Raw genomic sequence first — 24,134 nt, 5'->3', positions numbered from 1 at the left:
ATACGCCCTTCAGCGATTCCACATCTTTGTCTTGCAATTTCCGTTGACAAGCAGAAGCAAATTGCCCTTGACCTTCCAGTTCACTGGAACCTTTAGAATGAATCTGTTAGAGTTTCCGTTCAGTTTCACCATTGCGGAACTGAACATAGCGATCTAAATTGACGAGGTTACCATCATGCTCGTTCAGGAAGAACTCAAGCGCATCGGCGCTGTCGCAAAAGAGAGCGGCTTGCCCATCAAAACCATTCGTTATTACGACGAATTGGGTCTGCTCAAAACCTACGGCAGAACTGAAGGTAATTATCGCCTATTCAACTCTGATGTCTTTGGTCGTCTGCGTTTCATCAAACGGGCTCAAAACCTCGGGTTAACGCTTCTGGAAATCAAAGAATTTTTAGAGGTACACGATCAGGGTGATTTGCCCTGTGATCATATCAAAGTGAAGTTGACCGATAAATTAGATGAAATTGAGCAGCAACTTCAACAACTCCAAATTCTAAAGCAGGAGTTGAAGGGTTTGTTATCTGGCTGGGAAGGCGTTCCTAATCACATAGATGAAACCATTTGCCCAATTCTTGAGCGTGTTTAGGAGATTTCTGAGAAACAATATCCCCATTATTTGGAAAAGGCGCGGCTTCGCCGCGCCTTTTCCAAATAATGGGGAAGTTCTTATCTGGAAATCTCCTTAGTACTCATTCAACTAAAGTATATCTAATGTTCTACGTTTTACTTACAGCGCTTTGCGATTGAATCAGTCACGGTTGTTTTTGTGAGAGCCGTGCGAAGCAAGGCTCTCACAAAAACAAGCAGATTTTAAGCGTTTGAAAAGCGCTGTAAGCTAGATGTGGAACATTAAACACATCTCATATTGAAAAGATGTAGGAATGCTTTTTACACTAAGGATTACGAATTAAATAAAGTTCAACATCCACTGTAAAAGCATGGCAGAGGCGGGTTTCCAGGCTGGATTTTGGGTTTTGATTTGTACGAGCTCTTGAACGAAGACCCCCCTTTGGCGATCGCCAAAGGGGGGTCTCATTTCTGTAAACGCTCAGCCAAAGTATCGTGACGAGGACAACTTGCTAGGGCAATCCAGCCTGGGTTTCATCAGAGCCAACGATGCCCACCTTGTGCCGCCACATCAGCTCACCACCATACCAACCACTTGCCACTAGCAGCCCACTAACCACCAGAGAGATGATGAGGCCAAAAGGTAGTACAAAACCAGCTGGATCACCCAAACGCAGGAACCAGTTGATAATAGATAACACGAGAGCAGCGACGTTCAATGCCACGTGAACCCAACCAGCACGGCGTTTGCGAGCGCGGGGAATGCGGATAAAGTCGAACATTCCGGTGACAGCTGCTGCAATGGCCGCTAGGACTCCGGCCCCAAGCAACCAGATAGCAGCTCTGGCCCAGAAGGGATCCTGGGTGAACCAATAGCCAACATCAAACCCAGCAGCAGCGCTCAGAAATCCAATCGGGAAAATCACAATCACAGGGTGAATGGGGTGACCGAGGATAGCGAGAGTGCTGGTAATGCCGCTGCCCCGATATTCCGTCTCGCGGCTGTCGATTAACGGCGGCACACTGGGGTAAGGCACGTTATTAGAAGAATTGGTTTGACGGGCTTCGCGAGTTTCCATTGGGTCTAACTCCGGGTAATGGTATGGCAGGATAAACCGAGAAATTTAAGCAGGCATGACAACGTTTTGGGAACGTTCAACCCGTGCTTAGTGGGAATGGGGGATTTTGGCGATCGCCTCAAACCGTGTCTTGAGCCAATTACCTGCCTCCTTCAGGTTTTGGGTAATAGGCTGCTGGGTATTCAGGAACACACGAGCACAGTTACGGCCTGGTAATCCTGAAATCGAGCCCCCAGGGTGAGTGCCCGCCCCTGTGAGGTAGAGACCTTCGATAGGGGTCTTGTAGTTGGCAATCTCTGGCAACGGGCGGAAGAACACCATCTGATCCAGCGTCATGTCGATATGGTAGTGGTTACCCTTATAGACCCCAAGGCGATCGCTCAACTCGGGCGGGCTCTCGACTCGTCGTGCAATCACCGCATCTTTGACGTTGGGAGCATATTGGGCCAACTTGTCCATGACGCGATCGGCTACTTGGTTCTTCAGCTCATCTGTCCAGCCGGTGCCCTGGTGCCCCGTACCTTCCGCGTCACGGATTTGGTAGGGGGCGAAGAACTCAATCCACAAGGTGTGCTTGCCTTCAGGGGCCATGCTGGGATCGCGCATGGTGGGCACTACAACGTACATGGAAGGGTCGGCATCGGGGATGCGTCCCATCTCAGGCAGGCTATGGGCGTCCTCCACCTGCATGAGAGAATCAGCAATAACGACGGAACCAATCAAGAATTCATCTCGATGGCCGTAAGCTTCAAAGCGAGGAGCTTCTGATAGGGCACAGTCAATTTTGAGGATAGCGTCGTTGTTGTTGACGATGCGCCGTTCCAACCGTTCATAAAGTTTGGGAGCGATCGCCCGAGCATCCTCAGGATCAAGCAATTCCAAAAATAAACGTTGGGCATCAATATTCGAAATCACCGCCTTGGAAGCGCGGTACTCCTGGCCTCCGGCAACGCGAACTCCATCTACATGCCCCTGGTTGTTGATCAACAACCGCTCCACATGCTGATCGCACAAAATAGTGCCGCCATGATCTTGCACCATATTTACCAGAGCTCGGGTCAAAGCACCGGTGCCACCTCGTGGTCGAGCCATGCCGGGGTTATGGCGCAACCCCATCATCATGCCACCGATAGCAATGGTCTTCTGGGAAGGGGGCGCCCCTAGCTCAGAGGCAAGACGGGCCAGGGGTGCTTTCACCAGTTCCGTATCAAACCACTCGTTGAGCGAGTCTTTGGGGCTGGTGAGCATCGTGCGAATCAAATCCAGTGCCTTATCAACACCTCCCACTAATCCCAACAGGTCCTGCATATTGTGCAATCCATAGTTTCCCAGGATGTCAATCACAGACTTGGGCGGGGCATTGAAAACGGGAGTAATGGCCTGGACTAACTGATCCCAAAAGGCCATGTATTCACCGTATTTTTCAGCATCGCGCTGATTATAACGGGCAATTTCAGCACAGGTTTTTTCAATGGATCGATGACCCAGAAAATATTTACCATCGGGTTGAGGGCAAAATAAAACCGGATCACAGAATAGATATTCCAGCCCATATTTTTCGAGTTCTAACTCGTTAACGACTGGGCCCAGATGGATAAATTCATGATCGATCGCACAGAGATTGAAATAAAAACCAGGAGCTTCATCTGGCAAGGACTCTTCCGTCGTCGCCGCGCCACCCGGAATTGATCGCTTTTCTAATAGAAGAACACGATACCCTGCCTTAAGCAGGTATCCGGCACAGACAAGACCGTTATGCCCTGCACCGATGATAATGACATCGTAGTCCTGCATGAATCACATAGTTTATAGTCTGTACTGAATGGTAGAGATATTCATCAAAACTCTGCTCTACCAGGGGTCTGATTCTGCTTTAGAAAAGAGAAATCTAAGGGTTAGAATTACGGGCGATCGCCTACCCCTTTAGAAGGACTCTCACTAAAAAATTCATTGTTTTTAGCAACCTCTACCCGCCAAAATTCCTGCGAATTAGGTCGCTAGGAGGAAGATATTTTTTCTGGGCCGAACTATTCTAAATACAGATCAACAAGAGTTCTAAACTCCCTTAATTAAGTAACTATAAGTATGAGTTCTATGGCTTCTTTAAGCCGTCATAGATCTATCAAAAAAAACTCTTGTGATTTTGTTTTCGACTTTATTGTCGACAATGTTGCTAATAAAGCAAATTGCATTCATTCTCTTAAAAATTTTCGTTAAGTAACATCAAACAAACTGTGATCGCCATGTTGATTTTTCCCAGTCCTACCCCATCTCCTGGCACGGGTGTACCCTCTCCGGAACCCAGCCCCATCCCATTCCCCGATCCCACTCGCGTACCGGAGCCCAGTCCCATCCCCAGCCCAGATCCCGTACCAGAACCCACAACACCCCAACCGGGAGAACCCCTGCCCGTGCCTCCACCTACGCCGCCAGATTTTTAAGGCACAGCGTAGCAAACAGAAGGCAAACACTAAACGCAGCTCTCCCAACTCTTCAAATAGGCTATGGTTTTGAGCGGAAGCCTCAGGTTCCCGCTCAAAACCATCGTTGCTGTTATGCCACCATCGCGACGTCTCATTGGGTTAATTCCTGCGGCAGGGCAGGGGACGCGAATAGGGCCATTGCCTATGAGCAAAGAGCTATTTCCCCTGGGGTTTTGGCCTGCTGATGCAGAGGGAAGGCGATCGCCCCGCGTCGTCGCACACTATCTTCTCGAAAAGATGCAGCGGGCTGGAGCCGAACTGGCCTTAATGATTCTACGTCCCGACAAGTGGGATATTCCAGCATTTCTAGGGGATGGAAGTGCGTTGGGAATACGGTTGGCCTACCTCACAGTGCATGTGCCCTTTGGGGTGCCCTTTAGTCTGAACCAGGCCTATCCCTTCGTGCAGGATGCGACGGTACTGGTTGGCTTTCCCGACGTTTTATTTGCCCCTGACGACGCCTATGGACAGTTGCTGGTCCGGGCACAGGAAACGGGAGCCGATGTAGTGCTGGGCCTTTTCCCAACGGATCAACCTCAAAATGTGGGAGTTGTCGAGTTTGATGAAACAGGTCGAGTTCTTGGAATTTATGAGAAGTCGTCGTTTACGCATCTGCGGTATATGTGGGCGATCGCCCTCTGGCAAGCTTCCTTTACTGAGTTCCTGAACACCTTCGTTGAGGCACGCTTGTATGACCTTGTCGGCAACACCCCCATCCAAACTCTAACCACCCTCCCCAATTACATCGAAATTCCCATTGGGGATGTCATTCAAGCGAGCATCCAAGCAGGGCTACAGGTTGAAGCCGTCGTGTTTGAATCAGGCTGGTTTTTAGACATTGGTACCCCTGCCAACTTGGCAAAGGCTATTCAAATGTTTGGAACAGCATCTCCATAGCAACGCTTCTCGCGTCATTTAAAAATACTCTGGACAGTTTTTCTGAAACCTTTGATTTTGCGCGCGCTTCGCGCGCGCAAAATCAAAGGTTTCAGAAAAACTGTCCGCACTAATGATTTAACAGTATGTTTTTATTGAAATTAGGGCTTACACAAGTCCAGCATTTTTAACAGAGATGCGGCAGTTCTGTAAATATAAAAAGTTGCAGTTCTTCAGGGAACTGCAACTTCTAATTTTTTAGATTCTGAAGCGTTACATAAGCCGAAGTAGCCGTTTAACTTATGCGACTACATTCCCCCAGGACCACCTCCAGGAGGCATCATGCCATTACCGCCTCCAGGAGGCATCATCCCTCCCCCTTGCGAACCACCACTCTGTGGGCCACCCCGCCCAGGGCCGTGCTCCTGAAGTTGAGCTCGTTGCTCATCCGTCAACACATTGCGTCGCTGCTCCATGCTGTTTTGCATGATGGTGCGCAGTTGTTCATGTTGCTCATCGCTCAGCCCCAGGGATTGAATCACCATAGGGAAGGGTTCCCCTGACTCCACGCCTTCCTGGAAATTCTGCCGTTGCTCTGCGGTAAAGACATTGGCAATTTGCTCACGGGTTTCCCGGCGAATCTGTTGCATCTGCTCTTTCTGGGCATCCGTTAGTTCAAACGGTGGCTGCATCATCCCTCCCCTGCCGGGGCCGTTACCTCTAGAACCGGGTTGAGCCTGGCCCTGGGCAGGCGGAGTCTGGTTTTGAGCCGTCCGGGTTTGAGCATCAGCCATTAAGGGAGCGATCGCCAAAGCCAGAGCTGACACACCACCCATCACTGCCGTCATCATCCATTTGCGATTCATACCAATCTCCTGTGAGGAATTCGTTTGATAGTTTTATCGTAGGAAGATAGGGCAGGTGCTTACCTGAAGCAAACGTCACGAGTATACCCGTGACTTTAGTCATGATCGCGCTCCTCAGAGACTACGGTACTGTAGGGATATCGCGTGGTTCATAACCTGTGGAGCGTCCCATTACCCCCCGTAATCATCCCTTCCCATTTCTGCTACATCTGGAATGGGGGTTATTGGCGATCGCCCTCCTCAACGACACATTTCTGCCAGTACCTCCGCCACCACCGCACCATTTTGGGCCGCCGCCACCTTCCTTCCCCGTTATGCAATACATCAGCATCCTGGGGTTTGGTGCTATGGGTCTACGGTTGCCCATACGACTTCCAGTCGCCATTCTCTATACATTGCTGCAGTTTGGCTGGCTGGCTCTGGCTACCATCAGCAGCGGCCAACGGTTACAAGTATTTCCAGTGCTCTACATCGTGCTGGTGATTCGCAGTTGCCTGATGTATCGCTTGCCTGGGCGCATCACCGTAACATTTCTCGCCTTCTGGATGTTTGCTACTCTGACGGCCTTACGGCTGCGGCTGCGAGATTGGGCTCCCTCACCAGAGTTGGGCGATCGCCTGCGTCCCGTTGTCAGCGCCTTTGCCGTGAACTCTCTGCTCACTTTTGGGCTCGCACTGGTCTTCGTGTTATTTCTCGTCAATGCTTTAATGGCCGAGCGGGCCAGTCGCCAGCGATTAGCGGATGCCAATCGCCAGCTGCGTGACTATGCCCTCCGCGTCGAAAACCTTGCGATGTCTCAGGAACGGAACCGCATTGCGCGTGAGATTCACGACTCCCTGGGCCACTCCCTCACGGCCCTCAATCTACAACTGGAAACGGCTCTCAAACTATGGCCTCGCCAACCCGAAAAGGCTCAGCAATTCCTTAAAGAAGCGAAGCAACTCGGCTCAACTGCATTACAGGATGTGCGTCAATCGGTTGCAGCCATGCGTACAGATCCGTTGCAACGGCAGTCGTTGGAAGAGGCGATCGCCACCCTCGCCCGAGACTTTGAAAAAAACACAGGGATTGCTCCCACCTATTCCATCCACCTTTCTCAAAACCTGCCCTCTGATCTCCGCACCAGTCTTTACCGCATTATTCAAGAAGCCCTTACCAACATCGTCAAACACGCTCATGCCAGCGAAGTTACGATTCAACTGCACAACCTACCCACAGGGCTGACCCTCCGCATCATCGACGATGGCCGTGGCTTCGATCCTCAACAAAACTCCACAGGCTTTGGTCTGCAAGGAATGCGCGAACGTGCTTCGACCCTGGGAGGCCAATTCCGAGTACATAGTGCTCCCTATCAGGGCACTACTATCGAGATTGAAATTCCCCCTGAGCTATCCTGATCCAGCTACAGGCATGGAGAAGGCGATCGGTTTCACGTTCCTAAAACACATCCCCTGAAGCAATGCCATGATTCGACTGTTGATTGTGGATGACCAGCACCTGATTCGCCAGGGCCTACGCACACTGCTGGAGATGGAAGCCGACATTGAGGTAGTAGGGGAGGCAGATACGGGCGAGAAGGCAGTACAGCAGGCTGTAGCCCTCCATCCAGATGTCGTTCTGATGGACATCCGCATGCCAGAGATGGACGGCGTTGCCGCGACCGAGATTATCTGCCGTCAGACTCCAGCTTCCAAAGTGCTCGTTCTCACGACCTTCGACGACGATGACTATGTTACGGCCGCCCTCCGCCAAGGGGCTGTTGGCTACCTGCTGAAAGACACCCCCTCCGAAACCCTCGCTGACGCTATCCGCGCCGCTCACCAGGGGTACACCCAACTCAGTCCCGGCATCCTGACAAAACTCACGGTCTACCTCAATACTCCCTCTACCCCACCCCCGCCCCCCGAGCTTCAGCACCTAACCCCCCGCGAACGGGAAGTTCTGAAACTCATTGCCACCGGAGCTAGCAATCGCGAGATTGCAGAGGCACTTTACCTTTCGGAAGGAACCGTGAAGAACCACGTGACAAATCTGCTGGCGCGGTTAAATTTGCGCGATCGCACTCAGGCTGCCCTTTTCGCCCAAACTCACCGCGATGCTCTTTGACCCTTCCTACTTTTGTGTGAAACTTCAGCAATGCTGAGGTTTCACACAAAAGTAGAATTTTTTTTACGCTTTCCCCTGACAAATGCCTAAAAGCAATGTTATATTGTTTTACGCCAGTTGCTGGTGTAGCTCAGCTGGTAGAGCAGCTGATTTGTAATCAGCCGGTCGCAGGTTCAAATCCTGTCACCAGCTTCAAGAAAAGCCAATTTCCACAAGCGTTTTGAGAGAGCTCAAGACGCTTTTGTTTTAGGCGATCGCCCTTTCAACATCCTTTCTGCAACAACGATGTTGCTAAGGGTCTTGTATTGAACGACAGGTTATTTTGTTGGCGATGCTAAGAATGGCATTGCAAGCCGCGTTTTACGTCCATTTTCAGCCTTCATCCCGTGATGCATTTAACGCGATATGCTGCTCTAGCCTTTGTAACGCTTCTTCCAGATGGTTGTATCTCACCTCCAGAAATAAGAATCCCTGCCTTATAGTGAAACGGCCCGTGTCTATAAAGCACGAGCCGTTTCCAGAAGATTGAGGCTAACTTAGCTAGGCGTTCGCTGTTGCTGGGTAACAAACACTCGTTCCACCTAGACCGCAGTAACCCCCTGGATTCTTAGCCAGGTACTGCTGGTGATAGTCTTCTGCATAATAGAACTCCGGAGCATCCAGAATTTCTGTTGTAACCGCAGGATAGCCAGACTCTTTCAACACCTCTTGATAGCGCTGAAGTGAGTCCTCGGCTAGCTTGCGTTGCTCAGGAGAATAAACGTAAATGCCAGAACGGTACTGGGTTCCTACATCATTACCCTGGCGCATTCCCTGGGTTGGGTCGTGACTTTCCCAAAAGACCTTTAGTAAATCCGCATAGCTGAGTTTCTGGGGGTCAAAGACGACCAGCACCACTTCGTTATGCCCGGTCATCCCAGAGCACACTTCCCGATAGGTTGGGTTGGGCGTAGAGCCAGCTGCATAACCGACAGCAGTAGAATAAACACCGGGTTGCTGCCAGAAGCGGCGTTCAGCTCCCCAAAAACATCCCAATCCAAACACCGCTGTCTCCATACCCGCCGGAAACGGAGGCTGAATGGGATTCCCATTCACAAAATGACGATTGGTTACAGGCATTACTTCTGCCCGTCCAGGTAGAGCTTCAGACGGGGACGGTAGATTTAATTTTTTACCGAATCCAAATAAGACCATAGGTTTGTGGGGACGTTTGGCTAATTCCCCTTTATGGTAGAGCATTCTTACAAAGAGCAAAGGGGGGCATTTCCGAACCAATGCCCCCCACAGCTCTACACGTTAATCTTGTGCGTTAAACGCACCGAAATTAACCTGGCGTGAGCTGTACAATTAGCGCACGTTTATCCAGGGATTGCAGCTTACCAGCTTGGCCGATATCCGCGACAATCTTGTCGAGGAGATCGACCGCGCGATCGCGGTTCTGGTTTTCCCGACCCCGAAGTCGAATCTGGAACTTTACAGAATCGCCCTTGCTCAGCCACTCAATTGCTCGCTCAATCCGCAGGTGGTAGTCAGACTCACCCACATTGGGCCGTAGCCGTACTTCTTTGACGGTAGGCCGAGCACTCTGCTTCTGCCGTTTCTTTTGCTGATATTGCAGCTTGCCGTAATCCAAAATTTTCGCGACTGGCACTTCTTTGCCTTCGCCCACCACGACTAGATCCAGACCCGCCTCCCCTGCCATCCGCAAGGCTTCGCGGGTATCTGTCAAACCGTGGTTTGTATTTTCATGGTCAATCAACAGAACTTGAGGAGCTCTAATTTGACGGTTGATCAGTTGTTTTGTAACGATAATGGTGCCCTCCCGCTTTAGGGGATAGTTGTTAGTACACACTACCAGGATAGCGCAGGGAAACTTGCTAAGGCTTTGTTAAACGTCATATCTAACCGTGGATAACCGGCCTCAACAGCGTGGATTTATTCACGATTTATGATCTCGAACCCTGTTCTTTTCAGAAAACCGTGGGCACTCTAAAGGGCGATCGCCTCCCTAAATCCCTAATTCCAGCGTTAGACTGGAGGGAAATAACCTCAAATTCCCCTAGGCTCTTCTGTGTGGTCTCAATTTGTTGGGCTATTATCAGCCAGGTCCAGGGGGTCACTGAAATGTTAGTTTTCGTAGGCTTTGCACACGAAAGTTAATTGCTTTCAGAGCTTTTCGAGCCTCCTTGAAGGGGAAGGAAGAGGGCGATCGCAGGCTGGATGGGCGGGAATCCACCCAATTTTTTGGGGGATTTTGCCGGTCGATAGAGGGCAGCCTGATCGACGTTTGGCATCAAAAAGATTTACAATTATTCAAAGATTGGTACTGTCGCCACAGGCATCCAGAGGTTTTCTCATGCTCCGAGTGGTTTAGCCCCAGCCCGCGCTGGCTATGAAGGACAGCGCCGATTCCCTCTGAGTAAACCTTGAAGGTGATCACCACGCGGTTAGCAGCACCTAACTAGAGAGCAACTATGAAAGACATCACGCGCTATCGAAACATTGGTATCTTCGCGCACGTAGACGCCGGTAAGACCACCACTACCGAACGGATTCTGAAGCTCACCGGGAAAATCCACAAAATCGGTGAAGTTCACGAAGGTGCGGCCACCACTGACTTCATGGTGCAGGAACAAGAGCGGGGGATCACGATTCAATCGGCGGCGACCTCCTGCTTCTGGAAAGATCACCAGTTCAATATTATTGACACCCCCGGTCACGTTGACTTCACCATTGAGGTGTACCGCTCTCTGAAGGTACTGGATGGTGGGGTTGGTGTGTTCTGTGGTTCGGGCGGTGTAGAGCCTCAGTCCGAAACCAACTGGCGCTATGCCAACGATTCCAAAGTCGCCCGCATCATTTATGTCAACAAGCTTGACCGGATGGGCGCTGACTTCTACCGCGTGGTGAAGCAGGTGGAAGACATCCTGGGAGCGAAGCCCCTGGTGATGACCCTGCCCATCGGGGTGGAAAGCACTTTCACCGGTGTAGTTGATGTACTGACTGAGAAAGCTTGGATTTGGGATGACTCTGGCGACCCAGAGAAGTACACCATCGAAGCAGTTCCCGCCGATATGGTCGATCAAGTCGCGAAGTATCGCGAGATGATGATCGAAACGGCTGTGGAGCAGGACGATGAATTGATGGAGAAGTACCTGGAAGGGGAAGAACTCTCTATCGACGAAATCAAGAGCTGTATCCGTAAGGGCACCATCAACCTGTCCTTCTTCCCCACCTACTGCGGTTCCTCCTTCAAGAACAAGGGTGTGCAGCTCGTTCTCGACGGTGTGGTTGATTACCTGCCCAACCCCACGGAAGTGCATCCTCAACCTGAAGTGGATTTGGAAGGAAACGAAACCGGCAAATTTGCCGAAGTTGATCCAGCCAAACCCATGCGAGCTCTGGCATTCAAGATTATGGATGACCGCTTCGGTGCGTTGACCTTCACCCGGATCTACTCCGGTACCCTGAAGAAGGGTGACAACGTGCTCAATACCGCTACTGGTAAGACCGAGCGGATTGGCCGTCTGGTGGAAATGCACGCCGATGACCGGATCGAAATCGATGAAGCCCAGGCGGGTGACATTGTTGCCATCGTAGGTATGAAGAACGTTCAGACGGGTCATACCCTCTGCGATCCCAAGCAACCTGCGACCCTGGAACCGATGGTGTTCCCCGAGCCCGTTATCTCCGTTGCCGTTGCTCCTAAGAAGAAGGGCGAGAACGAGAAGATGGGTATGGCTCTCAGCAAGATGGTGCAGGAAGATCCTTCCTTCCACGTCGAAACTGATCAGGAAAGTGGCGAGTGCATCATCAAAGGGATGGGTGAACTGCACCTGGATATTAAGGTGGACATCCTCAAGCGTACCCACGGCATCGAAGTGGAAGTGGGTAAGCCTCAAGTGGCCTACCGTGAATCCGTCACCAAGACCCTCTCTGATACCTATGTTCACAAGAAGCAGTCAGGTGGATCGGGTCAATACGCCAAGATTGACTACGTCATCGAACCGGGCGAAGCCGGAACAGGCTTCCAGTTTGAGTCTAAGGTTACTGGGGGTAACGTACCTCGGGAATACTGGCCTGCGGTTCAGAAAGGCTTCCAGGCCAGCATCGTCAAGGGTGTACTGGCAGGTTATCCTTGCGTAGACCTGAAGGTCACTCTGACCGATGGTGGCTTCCACCCTGTGGACTCTTCGGCGATCGCCTTCGAAATCGCTGCCCGTGCTGCCTATCGTCAAACCCTACCGAAGGCGGGTCCTCAGTTGCTGGAACCGATCATGAAGATCGACGTGTTCACGCCTGAAGATTACATGGGTGATGTCATCGGTGACCTCAACCGTCGCCGGGGCATGATCCGCTCCCAGGACAAGACCCCCATGGGTGTTCGAGTCAAAGCGGAAGCACCTTTGAGCGAAATGTTCGGTTACATCGGTGACCTGCGGACGATGACGTCCGGTCGTGGTCAGTTCTCCATGGAGTTCTCCCACTACGCGCCCTGCCCCAACAACGTGGCAGAGGTGGTTATCAAGGAAGCCAAAGAGCGTCAGGCAGCGGCGGTATAAAACCCACAACGCGGTATCTAGCGTTAGTGCCTAATTAGGAAAATCCCGAGTAACATCCGTTACTCGGGATTTTTTTTCCTATATCGCATGAGGCCCTAAAGCTTTATCTGGACTTACGCATTTGTGTTGTGGGTGGTGTACTTCGCACACCACCCACAACACAAATGCTCTATACGTGGTGGACTTGCGTAAGTCCTGTTTATTTTTCTTAGGCTAAAAGCGCAAGAAAAATAAAGCTTTAGGGCCTTTGTTTCGAGCTTTAAACTGCACATCACGTCAGGGTAAAACTTGATACCTGATCAAAAGGAACAACGATACTCCTTATGGAAGAGCTTGCTAGCGTACAGGGGGACTAGAATAGCGCTTGCCTGGTTATCGTAGGCACAAATTTTTAAGAAACCGTCTTTATGGGGTAGCAGTTCCGTCAGGCAGGCGTCGTGCTGTTTGAAAGAACTGACCAATCCACGCCTATTCAGACTATTTGGGGTGCGATCGCTTGTCTTCCAAGACTATCTAAACTTTTATCCCCTGGAGAAGTCATGTCACTTGAGAACCTTGGTTTAACCCAGCCAGGAACCTTTTCTGGCGTCATTGCAACCTCGTCTCTGCTGTCTCCAACTCCCTTTTCTGAGCCGTATCCTCAATCCGCTCAAGTTTCCTCCAGTCTTTCAGTCGATCCCGCAGCCCAAGCCTTAATTCATACCCATAGCTCTCGTAGCCTACGCACTATTCGCGGAACCGCCCGCAACGATGTCATCAATACTCAAAACCTGTCCGGTAATATTCGTATTTTGGCCGGAGGAGGGAGCGATCGCCTGATCATCGGCCAGAGCACCATTGCCTATGGGCAAGCTGGCAACGACACTATCGACGCGCGTATAGGCCGTGGGGGCAATACTTTATATGGAGATGATGGAGGCGATCGTCTCTACGCTAGGCAGAACGACATTCTGGTTGGTGGGTTGGGACGGGACAATTTGTGGGGTGGTCTGGGACGCAATCGTTTAAGAGGGGGGGCAGGGGCTGACCGCTTCTGGTTAGCGAACGGCCGCCTACCCAACCAGGCCAATACAGTCCTGGACTTTAAACGGGGCCAGGATCTGTTGATGATTAATCGAGTGCCGGAAGTAACCTCCTTTGCAGATCTAACCCTGGTCCGTCAAGGAGCAAACACCCAGATACGAGCTAAAGGACAGGCGATCGCCACCCTGGTGAACGTGCTTCCCGGTCAACTTGACTACACCAGCTTTTCCTTTTTCCAGGGCACTCCGATTCGGATTAACTTCCAACCCAGTACAGCCCCTGCTCCTCAAGGCTACCGCGTCGATTCTGGGCAAAAATTTACAACTACCCGGCGCTATGGCTGGGTAATTCAAGGGACTCATACCCCACTGGATATGCGCAATCGTATATTCGATCGCAATACCTCTGGCGTTGAGCAACGGTTAGATAGTGGAATTCGGATGCAACCCGGAGGGGAAGCTCGGCCTGGAGCCTGGGAATATGCTCTGGCGAACGGTCGTTATAGTGTGACCGTTAGTGTGGGCGATCGCGCACTCACTTCCACCCACCGAATTCAAGCGGAGGGGGTAACCCTGGTTCCCGGTTTCCGACCCAGTACCCTCGAAAATTACAAACTGGCGACCGCAACCGTTACCGTAGCCGATGGCAAACTCACCTTAAATGCTCAAGGCGGGATTGATACCCGCCTTAATTTTGTCGAAATTATTCCCATCGCACCAGGGCCCCATCCCCGCGTCGTCAGTTCTCCTCTGGCAAACGCCAGCAACGTTAATCGAGGAGCCGCCATCACCATCAGCGACCTGAGTCTTGTGGGGGTTGGTATTGGGGTCGATGGGCGGACTTTGGCTCCCGGTAAAATTCAGCTCTACCGCACTCGGGACAACGCACCTGTGACGAGTGTGGCCAACACCAGCGGCGGAAATGACACGATTGTGATTCAACCTACCGTGCTGCTGGATGCTAATACTCAGTACACGCTGCGCATTACCGATGGCGTCAAGGATGTGGTAGGTCGCTCATTTCTACCCTATAGCCTGACCTTCACCACAGGCACAGCAGTCCCCGATACTTTGGGTGTGAACTTCGATCGCACAGAGGTATTCACCGGAGCACCGATCACCAGTCTGGTCATGAGCCCGAACAACCAATTCCTCTATGCAACCGCCCTGGATGGCCAGGTACGCCGCTGGACAGTAAATGCCCAGGGAGGACTGGCCAATCTCAAGACCTTTACAGTTGCCGGTGGCAGTAGCCCCTTCCCCAATCGGGATGTGATTGGCATTGCCGTTGACCCCACCAACCCGAACGTATTGTGGATATCGCATAATGCTCCCACTGGAACATCATTAACCGAAGATTTCACCGGGAAAATTACCCGGATTACCATCCAGGACAGCACCAATTTCACAGGCATCGCTCAGGACTACGTTGTGGGTTTACCCCGCTCCAGCAAAGAGCATTTCAGCAATAGCCTGCGGTTTGGCCCTGATGGGCTGCTTTACCTGGCCCAGGGAAGTAATACTTCAACGGGATCTCCTGATCCTACCTGGTCGCTACGACCTGAGCGATTATTATCCGCGGCGGTGTTGCAAATTAACCCACGTCTCACCCCTCCCGCAGGCGGTTTCAATGTACAAACCAATAACTACACAACCGATGGTGGGGTGACAACGACAGGGAATTACAACCCCTACGCCGCGAATGCTCCGGTAAAAATCTATGCCACAGGTATCCGTAATGGCTATGATTTTGTCTTCCATAGCAACGGCTCACTCTATGTACCCGGCAATGGGCCAGGGGCGGGCGGCTCAACCCCCGATGACCCAAATACCCCTGCCAATGAAGCTCTCTCTAACGTAGGCAGTCGTCCCGACTATTTGTTCCGTGTTGTGCAGGGAGGCTACTATGGACATCCCAACAGTGCCCGTGGAGAGTACATCCTCAATGGGGGCAATCCTACCAGTGGTGAAGATCCAGGAGAGGTAGTTTCCAGTGGATCGTTTACGGGCTATCCGATTGGCACAGCTCCAGACCCCAACTATCGAGGATCCATCTATACGTTTGGCTTTAGCCGCTCTACCGATGGCATTATTGAATACCAGAGCAATACGTTTGGTGGCGTGCTACGAAATCGTTTGCTAATTACAGAGTACAGCGCAGGGGATGACATTATTGCTCTGACGCTGGACGCTTCTGGTAATGTGGCCGCGAAGAATGTGCTTGCTTCTGGGTTTGCAAATCCCCTAGACCTGATTGAAAACACCGCCACCGGGGACATTTATGTAAACGAGTTATACCCGGGGAACGGCACCATTGGCCGTATCATCCTATTGCGACCAGCGTCGTAATGACGCCGTTGAAAAGAGTTTCTCACAGCACTGGGCGGCTATAGGGGTGTAGCACTGTATATCTGGAGGGGCGATCGCCCCTCACTAAATTTTCACGAAAGAGCGCAGATTTAAGCCCTTCAGTCCGATTAGGTGCTCTCAAGAAACACGCTATGTTTCCTGCATTTTCCGCTAAGGGGAACCGCTTCGCGGTTCCCCTTAGTAGGGAGCTCACACAATTAATGTCACTGAATTGAATGGATGAAATGGGGTGTGGAATTATGCTTCCACACCCCATTTCATCCATTCAATTCAGCGACGGGTAAAACCGAACTCGATAAAATTAAGGGACAAATATTCATCAATTTGTTTGGTTTGGTGCAAGAAGCGCTGCACTAAAAATGTAGCGAGCGATCGCCTCCCCAACGCTATGAAAATCCTGCTGGTAGAAGACGACACCCGCATCGCCCGAGCCCTTGCCGAAGCCCTTACAGATCAGCAATACGCCGTTGATATTGCGACTGATGGCGAAGAAGGCTGGGATATGGCCGAAGCCTACCAATACAGCTTAATCCTGCTAGATTGGATGCTCCCCAAACTAGACGGCATTCAACTCTGCCAACGCTTACGCCAACGTGGCATCCAGACCCCCGTCCTCATCCTCACCGCTAGAGATACCAATACCGATACCGTCATTGGCCTGGATGCAGGTGCCGACGACTACGTTGTCAAGCCCTTCGATCTCAAAGCGTTGATGGCTCGAATTCGGGCCCTACTCCGCCGAAGCAGCTCTACCCTTCCCCCCATTCTGGAGTGGGGTGGTTTACACCTTGATCCGGGTAGCCTGGAGGTGTGGTATGGCGATCGCCCCCTCACCCTCACCCCCAAAGAGTACCAACTACTTGAATTGTTTTTGCGTCAAAGCCACCGAACCCTCAGCCGAAGCAGTATTCTCGAGCAACTCTGGGCTTCGGAAACCACACCCGGAGAGGAAACCGTAAAAGTGCATATCCGGTCTCTGCGGCAAAAGTTAGCTGCCGCGGGCGCACCAGACTTCATTGAAACCGTCTATGGTTTGGGGTACCGTCTCAAACCAGCCGGTCAAGATTCAGGAAGTTAAAAACATTGATCCTCGTCCACACTGAGAAACAATAACCGTGTGGCTCAAATCATGGGCTTTGAAGAAGCTTAGCAACTGTTATGATTCCAGATTCTGTTCGCATTAGCCCCCAGTTCAAAGCACTACGATGGCGCTTGCTGTTGTCATCACTGGGAGTTATTGGCGGCACTCTGGCCGCTTTTGGGGCCGTGGTACACCATGTCGTTGCCCTCAATCTAGAGCAACAATCGGACCACGACTTGTCGCTGTTAGCCGATGCCGCAGCTCATAGCCTGCCCGACATCCTGGCAAGTCGCCACACGTCCATTCCAGCTAGCATTCTCGATAATGATGGCGATTTGGATATTTCCTGGCAGAAACTCCAACAAGAACACCAAGCCGTCGAATGGTTTGATACCCAGGGACAGCTAGTGGGACAATCAGGAAATCCTTTGTTGACAATACCGTTTAAGCCTCTACAGCAACAGTCTACAAATACCCGGAAGAACGAAAACGAGGACGATGCAGCAGCAGGTCAAGATATTGATGGTGACGGCACGCTAGACGGATTAATTCATCAATTAACTGTGCCAGTTTACTCAGAAGCTCGTACTAAAACAAAACCAGTGCTGCAAGGGTATGTACGCGTTAGCGCATTGGATGGGGAGATCGCCGCTGAGTTAAAAAGACTCCGTTCAGGCCTGCAATGGGGTAGTTTGCTGGCTTTAGGGTTATCGGCAGTTGGGGGATGGTGGTTAGTGCGACAATCACTTCAACCCATCGAAGCCAGTATGCAACAACTCAAGCAGTTCACAGCAGACGCCTCCCATGAACTGCGTACACCACTGACTGTCATTAAAACCTCCGTAGATGTAATCCAAAGTCATCCTGAGCGGGTAGATGTAGCAGATTTGCCAAAATTGGAGGCGATCGCCAGTGCTACTCGTCAAATGAGCCAACTGGTGGACGATTTACTATGGTTAACCCGATCTGATCAAATCACCGACAACCAATCTACTGCGTTGACCTTTCCCATCGACGAGTTACTGGAGGAGGTAGTTGATCAGTATGCACCTGAGGCTGAGCAACGCTGCATCACTTTCAAGGCAGTGCTACAGGCCGACACAATGGTATACGGCGATCCCTACTCTTTAAAGCGTCTGATGACTAACCTCGTGACCAATGCCCTGTATTACACGCCGAAGGGCGGGACCGTCACCTTGTCATCCCAGGAAGAACATAATTGGGTCGTCATTAACGTACAGGATACTGGCATTGGTATCGCGGCCGAGAGCCTACCGTTTGTATTTGATCGCTTTTGGCGTGCAGATCAAGCTCGAGCCCAACGTGAAGAAGGCTCAGGGTTAGGGTTAGCGATCGCTCAGGCGATCGCTAATTGTCACAGCGGAGAAATCACCGTGACCAGTGAACAGGGTAAAGGTAGCTGCTTTCAGGTCACTCTGCCAACAGCTTAATCAGCTTGTTAAGAGACTTGCCTCAGTACAGAAAAAATTAAGTGCAGTGTACGCACAACAAACCAATGTGTAAGAGAACATGTTGAGAGCGCCCCTCTCCAAAAGCCAACCTACCTTTAGGGTGATCTTCTATTTCTTCCCGAGTTCTTTACTAGCACTTTTCTATTGTTGAGAAAGTTCACGCAAACCGTCTTAAACAGGAGCAAGTTATGAGATTCAAGCATGTACTTTTGCTGTGTGCAATCGGCGTTTTCTCATTGACTGGATGTGGTAAAACGGAAACAGCAAGCACCACACCTGCCCCTGCATCCAACACAACAACGCAGGCTCAACCTGAAGAAACTGGAACGACACAATCAGCTCAAGCTCAAAGTGAGTATTCTCAACTACTTAGGGTTGTCAGACAAACAAGAGCAGACATTAAAGCCAAAAAGCTTCAAAAAGCTCGGCAAGAGTTTGAGAAATTTGAAGACGTTTGGAGCCCTGTTGAAGATAGCGTCAAAGCAAAATCTTCAGAAAGTTATGATGCCATTGAAGCCGATATAGATCGCGTTACAGCTGCACTAGAAGCATCTCGGCCAGGACAAGCTCTAACGGCTCTTCAATCTCTTAGAACTCATATTCAGGGAATTCCAAGCTCTTAATTCCAGGAGCTAATTGGAAAATATTTACATACTGTTTTTGTGCAAAACAGGCCTGTAAGAAATTAGATGCACCTGAGGAAGTAGATATTAGGGCGAATCGTAATTCGCCCTCCCCATCACTCTGAGATGGAATTATAGATCCCTTTTTACCTCTGTAAAACTTGACCCGCAGAACCAAGAAAACGCCTATTTCTCCCTAGTCTTTAGAAATGGAGACCTTTTATGCAGCGTACCTTCCGCAAGTATCATCGGGCGATCGCACTCATTATTTCACTCCCTATTCTGCTGACAGTTCTGACGGGAATACTGGCTACCTTCGTGCGGGAATGGGGCTTGAGCCTGGGTGTATCGTCAGGCTGGTTACTGAAGATTCATACAGGGGAGATCTTCAATTTGGAAGGCATTTATCCCATTCTCGATGGAGTGGGTTTGTTGGGATTAGTGGTTACTGGATTAAGTATGTCAGGGATATTTAAACGCAAAAAGCAAAAACCTGCTAGATAGTCATATTTCATCCAGTATTCCTACAGAATTTGTGGCGGCAGATTTGAGAAGTGAGGTGAGCATATATCGAGTCACAAGAATTTTCGAGCGTTGCACGATGCACGGCACTTAAAAACGTTCTTAACTCAACCTCAGATCACTCAGGAAATGTCTAAAAATCACAAATTAAGCAACCTGTTATTCCTCTTGTAGAAGTGGTAGCTTTGCTATTACTTCTACAAGAGGAATAACAGGTTATTCAGTACAAATCTTGATCATTCAGGACTTACGCAATTTTGCTATATCTAATACATTTTTATTGGGTGTAGTGTGCTTCATCCACTGCACCTGATGAAAATGTCTAAATTCTGAACCTAGGATGTGTAGCTATGCAGAAACTGCATGCTACTCCTCAAGATAGAGAGTTAGTCCTCCCTAAGTCAGAAGCCTCTTCAAAAGAAAGCTCTTAGATTTACGCCTCTAGCAGGGCGACAAAAGTCCTGGCTTCAAGTTCATCAAAGCTTTATTAATACCTCCTGGGTCTTCATCATTTCTATACAGAAAATGCCAATTTCTGCATTAATCTGACGAAGAGATTCAGTGTTTTTGCTGAAAAAATTGAGCGTTACACGGTTGTACGGCGAAACGATTTGATTGCTTGCACCTTGAAGGATGAATCAGGCTTGAATAGAACCCTGAAATTCCATAAGACTCCGTTCGAGCGACTGGCATAGATTCTTGAACTGATACGCAGTACTCCAAAAACAAAATTTGTCATCCTCTGAATACTTGGCACAGCCCTAACCTTTCAGCCGTTGGTTGCGAGTTAGGTCAATAGCCATGTTCGGCCGTGCCTACGTCACTTCTATTGAATTAGAGCCATGGTAGAAACTCCTACAAAGCCCTCCTCCCTCATTCCGCCTATCGCGGCATCTCATTCGATTGCATATCCATTTCCTGAAGAAGAGCGATCGCCTGCCCTCTGGCAACGTCTAGCGATCGCAGCGGCTTGTTTAGGGCTTGGGTTCGCTGCCGTCAGTACAGGTTCCGCGTCCATTTTGTACCGTCTAACTCACACCACGGTTCGAGAAGGTTTGGTTACAGGGCGATTGGTACGATTGCAAACCCCCATGGAGGGCGAAATTAAAGACTTCTTCGCGAGTTCTGGGGTTGATGTGCAATCGGGACAGGTGCTGGCACGGGTCGTTCCTGGGCAGCAACAGCAGCAGACCCTTTTGCAACTACAAGGGGATGTTGCTGAAAAAACAACTCAACTGGCAGCCGCCCGTCAATTATTGGATTTGCTCACAAACCAACTGCAAAGCCTGGAGCAGCAGGAAAAGGCATTGCAAGAGGTGAATACGGCGATCGCTTCCGATGACGTAACTCAACATCAAGCAATGGTGTCTGCTGCCCTGGCACGAGCAACCGCTGCTCAAGCCGATTTTGAGCGCTATCAACAACTTTTGGCAGCGGGTGTAGTTTCTCAGCAACAGGTCGATCATCTACGAGCCGAGTGGGAAGCCGCTCAAGCGGCCGTTGAACAGACCCAAGCCGGGGCCAGCAGTGCTGTAACCAAACGTGATGCAACCCAACAGGGCATTGGCATCAGAACCGGTGAAAACCAACAAGAGCAACGGATGGCTTTGATGCAGAGCATCCAAACTCAAGCGGCTATCGTCCGAACTCTTTCCGCCCAACTGGAGACCAGCCAGAAGCAACTAAAACAGACCCAGGCCGCCTATGGCAGCCGCGAAGCCCTTGAAGTCAAGGCTCCTTTTTCAGGAGTCATTTACAGCACTGAGCGGGAAACGGGTGAACAAGTGAGCCGTCCAGATGTGCTGCTGACCCTGCTGGATTGCAATACCCTTTGGGTCGAAGTGCTGGTCAGCGCCCAGCAAGCTCATCAGATTGATCCCCAAAGACCCGTGCGGGTGCAATTGGCAAATACCGCAGAAACCGTTATGGGAGATGTGGAATTGATAGAAGCCATTAGCCGCGCTGATCTGGTTAAGGACCAGACGCAAGCATTAACCCCCGCTATTCCAGAGCATTTAGTCGGGCAACCGTTAACTCGCATTCGGGTCTCCCTGCCGCCTAACGCTGAGCAATCTCAGGCCCAGCAGTTGTGTGGGGTAGGTCAGGCAGCTCAATTAACTTTTGGCTTGAAAGGGTTGATTCGCCGATAAGTCTCCTCTTCCGTGCCCGTTAGACATTGCCTATCTAGCTACGTCTTACCTCCTCCCATCAGGGTTGCAGTTCTTGCCGCTCATTCACGATCTTGAACCTCTATGGTTATCTCTTCTGCAAAACCGCAAAACTCCCTGAGTGCCCAACTCAACTTCCTGGCTTTTTTGTCCTTTTCACTGTGTGGATTGATTGGCTTATCCCTGCTGCGATCGAGCCAAACACCTATCTGGGACGTGTTTGGCATGGTGGGATTAGGCACCATTGGAATCTTTCGCTGGAGTTTGTTCTTGTGGAGAGTGTTGCGATCGCGCTTCTACCTCCACTGGGTCTTTCCGCGTTGGCGACGAAAGGCGGAGCAAATTCCGGTGGAATATCTACCGCCTATGTGTTTTCTGGTGCCCACCTACCGGGAGCAGCATTGGATCACTGAGCGTGTGTTTCGGGCGATCGTACAGGAGGCCAAAACCCTGGCTCAACCTGTAACCCTGCTCGTTAACAGCAGTGGTGATGAAGAAAATGCGGCCATTCGAGCCATTCTTGAAACTGAAGATCCGGGTTTGCAGCACATCCGCCTGATCCAAATGACCCAGAAGGATGGCAAACGCAAGGCTATGGCTGATGCCTTACGCGTCCTCGCGACCCTTAACCTTCCGCCAGATACGGTTGTCGCTCTCATGGACGGGGATTCGGAATTAGCTCCCGGTACCCTCCGACTCTGTCTGCCATTTTTCCGGATGTTTCCCAAAGTAGGTGCTTTGACAACAGATGAATTGCCGGTTGTCAAAGGCTCACCCATATTTTCCGAATGGTTTCATCTGCGCTTTGCTCAACGGCATTACCAGATGTGCTCCGACTCCCTGGATCGCAAAGTGATGTGTCTAACCGGGCGATTCTCGCTGTTTCGAGCCGAAGCTGCCTTTGCCCCCAGCTTTGCCGATCGCCTCGAAAACGACACATTGGATGACTGGCTCTGGGGCCGCTTCAAGTTCTTATCAGGAGATGACAAGAGTACCTGGTTCTGGCTTTTGCAACGTCGGTATGACATGCTCTACATTCCCGATGCACTTGTATATTCCATCGAAACGATTTCGGGTTCTGTGGTGGATCGGGCCTACCAGAATATGCGGCGCTGGTACGGCAATATGTTGCGGAGTAACGGGCGGGCGCTCGCTCTCGGCCCCAATGTCACTGGCTGGTACATCTGGTACAACCTGCTCGATCAGCGCATTAGCATTTGGACTTGCTTGCTCACCCCTGGCTTCTTGGTCGGTTCCTTACTAACTGCTAACTGGCAGGCGGCAGGCGTCATCATCGCTTGGATTTTATTTAGCCGACCGCTGATGCTAGCAATTGTCTTTTGGGGCCGGGTATCTCACCTCAAACCTATCCATCTACCCATTCTATTAGCCAGCCAGTGGGGCTCCTCCCTGGTTAAGATTTGGACCCAAATGAATCTAGCCACCCAGAGCTGGACGAATCGGGGAAACCAGAGCATTTCAGCCGAGGGAGCTGGGATGACGCGCCGAGTCAAGCTGGGCACCTCACGTTTTTTGGTTTACAGCCAGGTGTTTAGCTTTGCGATTCTGGTTGGTTGGCTCACAGGTATCGTCAATCCCACATGGGATCTAGCAGGGCTATGGCTGCTCCATGACACTCACCACCAGCCCACAACCCTGGTAGTGGATGTCGGCCAGGCCCAGAAGGACGGCAAAACCAAACACACCATTATCCCCAACGACGGCAAAGATGATGCCGCTGCCCTACAAACCCTCATCGCAGCTTTGCCAGCCGACCAACCGGTGCAACTCAATCTTCCCATCGGTGAAATTGATCTCGCTCGCCCCCTGGAAGTCAACCGCAGTAATCTGACCTTGAAGGGCCACGGGGTCGGGCGTACGATTCTCGTAACCCACACCGACACGACTGCCGAGGCAGCCCTCATCGTACGTCCCGCTCAAGCCCTCGAAGTGAGCACGAACCAGAACGGCATGGCCCCACCCCCAACAACACTTCAAAATGTGCAACTGAGCGGCTTTACCTTACGCCCGCCGGAACGCTTAGCTAACCTCTCAGAAGCGCCCACAATTGTGCTTCAGAGTGTTGACGACTCTTCCGTGAAAAACCTGCGAGTGGAAGGAGGAAAAACTCACAAAGGGGATGAGGAAGCGCGATCGCCCGTCATCCTACGCCACACTCAAAATATCGCGATCGAATACGTAAGCGCTGAGTAATCGAAAATGATTAAGTACGGTGGTGTGGGGCACTTCGTGCCCCACACCACCGTTGCTGTACTTAACGCATTTGCACGCTATAGAGCCTGGAGGACAGCACCTCGGCTTACGGGCCGGCTA

20 protein-coding genes and 1 tRNA gene are annotated in these 24,134 nt (G+C 51.0%); 14 read left to right on the top strand and 7 right to left on the bottom strand.

What is annotated here, in order from left to right:
* The first annotated feature begins 175 nt into the window (after positions 1 to 175).
* Entirely contained in the window at positions 176 to 589 is a 414-nt protein-coding gene (locus NDI52_RS12425) for a MerR family DNA-binding protein (protein ID WP_190773508.1), read from the top strand.
* 493 nt (positions 590 to 1,082) lie between these two features.
* Here the strand turns inward: NDI52_RS12425 and NDI52_RS12420 are convergent, their stop codons facing one another.
* Both NDI52_RS12420 and crtO read right to left on the bottom strand, forming a co-directional pair.
* Positions 1,083 to 1,649 (bottom strand): DUF2231 domain-containing protein, encoded by a 567-nt coding sequence (locus NDI52_RS12420; RefSeq protein ID WP_190773509.1) that lies wholly within the window; start codon positions 1,647 to 1,649, stop codon positions 1,083 to 1,085.
* A gap of 87 nt (positions 1,650 to 1,736) precedes the next feature.
* Entirely contained in the window at positions 1,737 to 3,443 is a 1,707-nt protein-coding gene (gene crtO / locus NDI52_RS12415) for a beta-carotene ketolase CrtO (RefSeq protein WP_190773510.1), read from the bottom strand.
* Between the two features lie 449 nt (positions 3,444 to 3,892).
* Between crtO and NDI52_RS12410 the strand changes: the two genes are divergently transcribed.
* The gene (locus NDI52_RS12410; protein ID WP_190773511.1) at positions 3,893 to 4,090 is read left to right on the top strand and encodes a hypothetical protein; all 198 of its coding nucleotides are present in this window, start codon (positions 3,893 to 3,895) and stop codon (positions 4,088 to 4,090) included.
* A gap of 114 nt (positions 4,091 to 4,204) precedes the next feature.
* Positions 4,205 to 5,029 carry a sugar phosphate nucleotidyltransferase gene (locus NDI52_RS12405; RefSeq protein WP_190773512.1) on the top strand — a complete coding sequence of 275 codons (825 nt, stop codon included), beginning with the start codon at positions 4,205 to 4,207 and terminating at the stop codon, positions 5,027 to 5,029.
* 287 nt (positions 5,030 to 5,316) lie between these two features.
* On the opposite strand, the gene NDI52_RS12400 is transcribed toward NDI52_RS12405, so the two are convergent.
* Positions 5,317 to 5,874, bottom strand: a complete 558-nt coding sequence (locus NDI52_RS12400) for a hypothetical protein (protein ID WP_190773513.1) — start codon at positions 5,872 to 5,874, stop codon at positions 5,317 to 5,319.
* Positions 5,795 to 5,977: a hypothetical protein gene (locus NDI52_RS12395; RefSeq protein WP_206758192.1), complete on the bottom strand. Its 183-nt coding sequence runs from the start codon at positions 5,975 to 5,977 to the stop codon at positions 5,795 to 5,797. Before NDI52_RS12395 ends, NDI52_RS12400 begins: the two co-directional genes overlap by 80 nt.
* A 55-nt stretch (positions 5,978 to 6,032) precedes the next feature.
* Between NDI52_RS12395 and NDI52_RS12390 the strand changes: the two genes are divergently transcribed.
* The 3 genes from NDI52_RS12390 (at position 6,033) to NDI52_RS12380 (ending at position 8,172) form a co-directional block, all read left to right on the top strand.
* Entirely contained in the window at positions 6,033 to 7,271 is a 1,239-nt protein-coding gene (locus NDI52_RS12390) for a sensor histidine kinase (RefSeq protein ID WP_190773514.1), read from the top strand.
* A 67-nt stretch (positions 7,272 to 7,338) separates the two neighbouring features.
* Complete coding sequence (locus tag NDI52_RS12385; protein WP_190773515.1) at positions 7,339 to 7,980, top strand: response regulator transcription factor; 642 nt, start codon at positions 7,339 to 7,341, stop codon at positions 7,978 to 7,980.
* A gap of 119 nt (positions 7,981 to 8,099) precedes the next feature.
* A tRNA-Thr gene (locus NDI52_RS12380) sits at positions 8,100 to 8,172 on the top strand.
* 348 nt (positions 8,173 to 8,520) lie between these two features.
* Here the strand turns inward: NDI52_RS12380 and msrA are convergent.
* From msrA to NDI52_RS12365, 3 genes are all read right to left on the bottom strand, one after another.
* Complete coding sequence (gene msrA, locus NDI52_RS12375) at positions 8,521 to 9,174, bottom strand: peptide-methionine (S)-S-oxide reductase MsrA (protein ID WP_190773516.1); 654 nt, start codon at positions 9,172 to 9,174, stop codon at positions 8,521 to 8,523.
* Between the two features lie 130 nt (positions 9,175 to 9,304).
* Entirely contained in the window at positions 9,305 to 9,832 is a 528-nt protein-coding gene (gene infC / locus NDI52_RS12370) for a translation initiation factor IF-3 (protein WP_190773517.1), read from the bottom strand.
* Between the two features lie 304 nt (positions 9,833 to 10,136).
* Positions 10,137 to 10,274, bottom strand: coding sequence for a hypothetical protein (locus NDI52_RS12365; RefSeq protein WP_190773518.1), 138 nt, complete (start codon positions 10,272 to 10,274; stop codon positions 10,137 to 10,139).
* A 180-nt stretch (positions 10,275 to 10,454) separates the two neighbouring features.
* Here NDI52_RS12365 and fusA point away from each other — a divergent pair, with 180 nt between their 5' ends.
* The 8 genes from fusA (at position 10,455) to NDI52_RS12325 (ending at position 24,014) form a co-directional block, all read left to right on the top strand.
* Positions 10,455 to 12,542 carry an elongation factor G gene (fusA, locus tag NDI52_RS12360; protein ID WP_190773519.1) on the top strand — a complete coding sequence of 696 codons (2,088 nt, stop codon included), beginning with the start codon at positions 10,455 to 10,457 and terminating at the stop codon, positions 12,540 to 12,542.
* 539 nt (positions 12,543 to 13,081) lie between these two features.
* A complete protein-coding gene (locus NDI52_RS12355; protein WP_190773520.1) occupies positions 13,082 to 15,913 on the top strand; it encodes an Ig-like domain-containing protein in 2,832 nt (943 codons plus the stop codon).
* 409 nt (positions 15,914 to 16,322) lie between these two features.
* Positions 16,323 to 17,012: a response regulator transcription factor gene (locus tag NDI52_RS12350; RefSeq protein ID WP_190773521.1), complete on the top strand. Its 690-nt coding sequence runs from the start codon at positions 16,323 to 16,325 to the stop codon at positions 17,010 to 17,012.
* Between the two features lie 80 nt (positions 17,013 to 17,092).
* Complete coding sequence (locus tag NDI52_RS12345; protein WP_190773522.1) at positions 17,093 to 18,466, top strand: ATP-binding protein; 1,374 nt, start codon at positions 17,093 to 17,095, stop codon at positions 18,464 to 18,466.
* A gap of 209 nt (positions 18,467 to 18,675) precedes the next feature.
* Positions 18,676 to 19,110 (top strand): DUF4363 domain-containing protein, encoded by a 435-nt coding sequence (locus NDI52_RS12340; RefSeq protein ID WP_190773523.1) that lies wholly within the window; start codon positions 18,676 to 18,678, stop codon positions 19,108 to 19,110.
* Between the two features lie 222 nt (positions 19,111 to 19,332).
* Complete coding sequence (locus NDI52_RS12335) at positions 19,333 to 19,614, top strand: peptidase (protein WP_190773524.1); 282 nt, start codon at positions 19,333 to 19,335, stop codon at positions 19,612 to 19,614.
* An 860-nt stretch (positions 19,615 to 20,474) separates the two neighbouring features.
* A complete protein-coding gene (locus tag NDI52_RS12330; RefSeq protein WP_190773525.1) occupies positions 20,475 to 21,782 on the top strand; it encodes an HlyD family efflux transporter periplasmic adaptor subunit in 1,308 nt (435 codons plus the stop codon).
* Between the two features lie 102 nt (positions 21,783 to 21,884).
* Complete coding sequence (locus tag NDI52_RS12325) at positions 21,885 to 24,014, top strand: glycosyltransferase (protein ID WP_190773526.1); 2,130 nt, start codon at positions 21,885 to 21,887, stop codon at positions 24,012 to 24,014.
* The last annotated feature ends 120 nt before the right edge of the window (positions 24,015 to 24,134 follow it).

Origin of the sequence: Leptolyngbya sp. PL-A3, from assembly GCF_039962325.1 — a bacterium.
Lineage (GTDB): Bacteria > Cyanobacteriota > Cyanobacteriia > Elainellales > Elainellaceae > Vacuolonema.
This window is presented reverse-complemented; position numbering and strand designations above follow the sequence as displayed.

What these genes read in the sequence shown, in the direction of transcription:
- NDI52_RS12425 (WP_190773508.1), top strand. Translation starts at nt 176, where the DNA reads ATGCTCGTTCAGGAAGAACTCAAGCGCATCGGCGCTGTCGCAAAAGAG.
- NDI52_RS12420 (WP_190773509.1), bottom strand. Translation starts at nt 1,649, where the DNA reads ATGGAAACTCGCGAAGCCCGTCAAACCAATTCTTCTAATAACGTGCCT.
- crtO (WP_190773510.1), bottom strand. Translation starts at nt 3,443, where the DNA reads ATGCAGGACTACGATGTCATTATCATCGGTGCAGGGCATAACGGTCTT.
- NDI52_RS12410 (WP_190773511.1), top strand. Translation starts at nt 3,893, where the DNA reads ATGTTGATTTTTCCCAGTCCTACCCCATCTCCTGGCACGGGTGTACCC.
- NDI52_RS12405 (WP_190773512.1), top strand. Translation starts at nt 4,205, where the DNA reads ATGCCACCATCGCGACGTCTCATTGGGTTAATTCCTGCGGCAGGGCAG.
- NDI52_RS12400 (WP_190773513.1), bottom strand. Translation starts at nt 5,874, where the DNA reads ATGAATCGCAAATGGATGATGACGGCAGTGATGGGTGGTGTGTCAGCT.
- NDI52_RS12395 (WP_206758192.1), bottom strand. Translation starts at nt 5,977, where the DNA reads ATGACTAAAGTCACGGGTATACTCGTGACGTTTGCTTCAGGTAAGCAC.
- NDI52_RS12385 (WP_190773515.1), top strand. Translation starts at nt 7,339, where the DNA reads ATGATTCGACTGTTGATTGTGGATGACCAGCACCTGATTCGCCAGGGC.
- msrA (WP_190773516.1), bottom strand. Translation starts at nt 9,174, where the DNA reads ATGGTCTTATTTGGATTCGGTAAAAAATTAAATCTACCGTCCCCGTCT.
- NDI52_RS12365 (WP_190773518.1), bottom strand. Translation starts at nt 10,274, where the DNA reads ATGCCAAACGTCGATCAGGCTGCCCTCTATCGACCGGCAAAATCCCCC.
- fusA (WP_190773519.1), top strand. Translation starts at nt 10,455, where the DNA reads ATGAAAGACATCACGCGCTATCGAAACATTGGTATCTTCGCGCACGTA.
- NDI52_RS12355 (WP_190773520.1), top strand. Translation starts at nt 13,082, where the DNA reads ATGTCACTTGAGAACCTTGGTTTAACCCAGCCAGGAACCTTTTCTGGC.
- NDI52_RS12350 (WP_190773521.1), top strand. Translation starts at nt 16,323, where the DNA reads ATGAAAATCCTGCTGGTAGAAGACGACACCCGCATCGCCCGAGCCCTT.
- NDI52_RS12345 (WP_190773522.1), top strand. Translation starts at nt 17,093, where the DNA reads ATGATTCCAGATTCTGTTCGCATTAGCCCCCAGTTCAAAGCACTACGA.
- NDI52_RS12340 (WP_190773523.1), top strand. Translation starts at nt 18,676, where the DNA reads ATGAGATTCAAGCATGTACTTTTGCTGTGTGCAATCGGCGTTTTCTCA.
- NDI52_RS12335 (WP_190773524.1), top strand. Translation starts at nt 19,333, where the DNA reads ATGCAGCGTACCTTCCGCAAGTATCATCGGGCGATCGCACTCATTATT.
- NDI52_RS12330 (WP_190773525.1), top strand. Translation starts at nt 20,475, where the DNA reads ATGGTAGAAACTCCTACAAAGCCCTCCTCCCTCATTCCGCCTATCGCG.
- NDI52_RS12325 (WP_190773526.1), top strand. Translation starts at nt 21,885, where the DNA reads ATGGTTATCTCTTCTGCAAAACCGCAAAACTCCCTGAGTGCCCAACTC.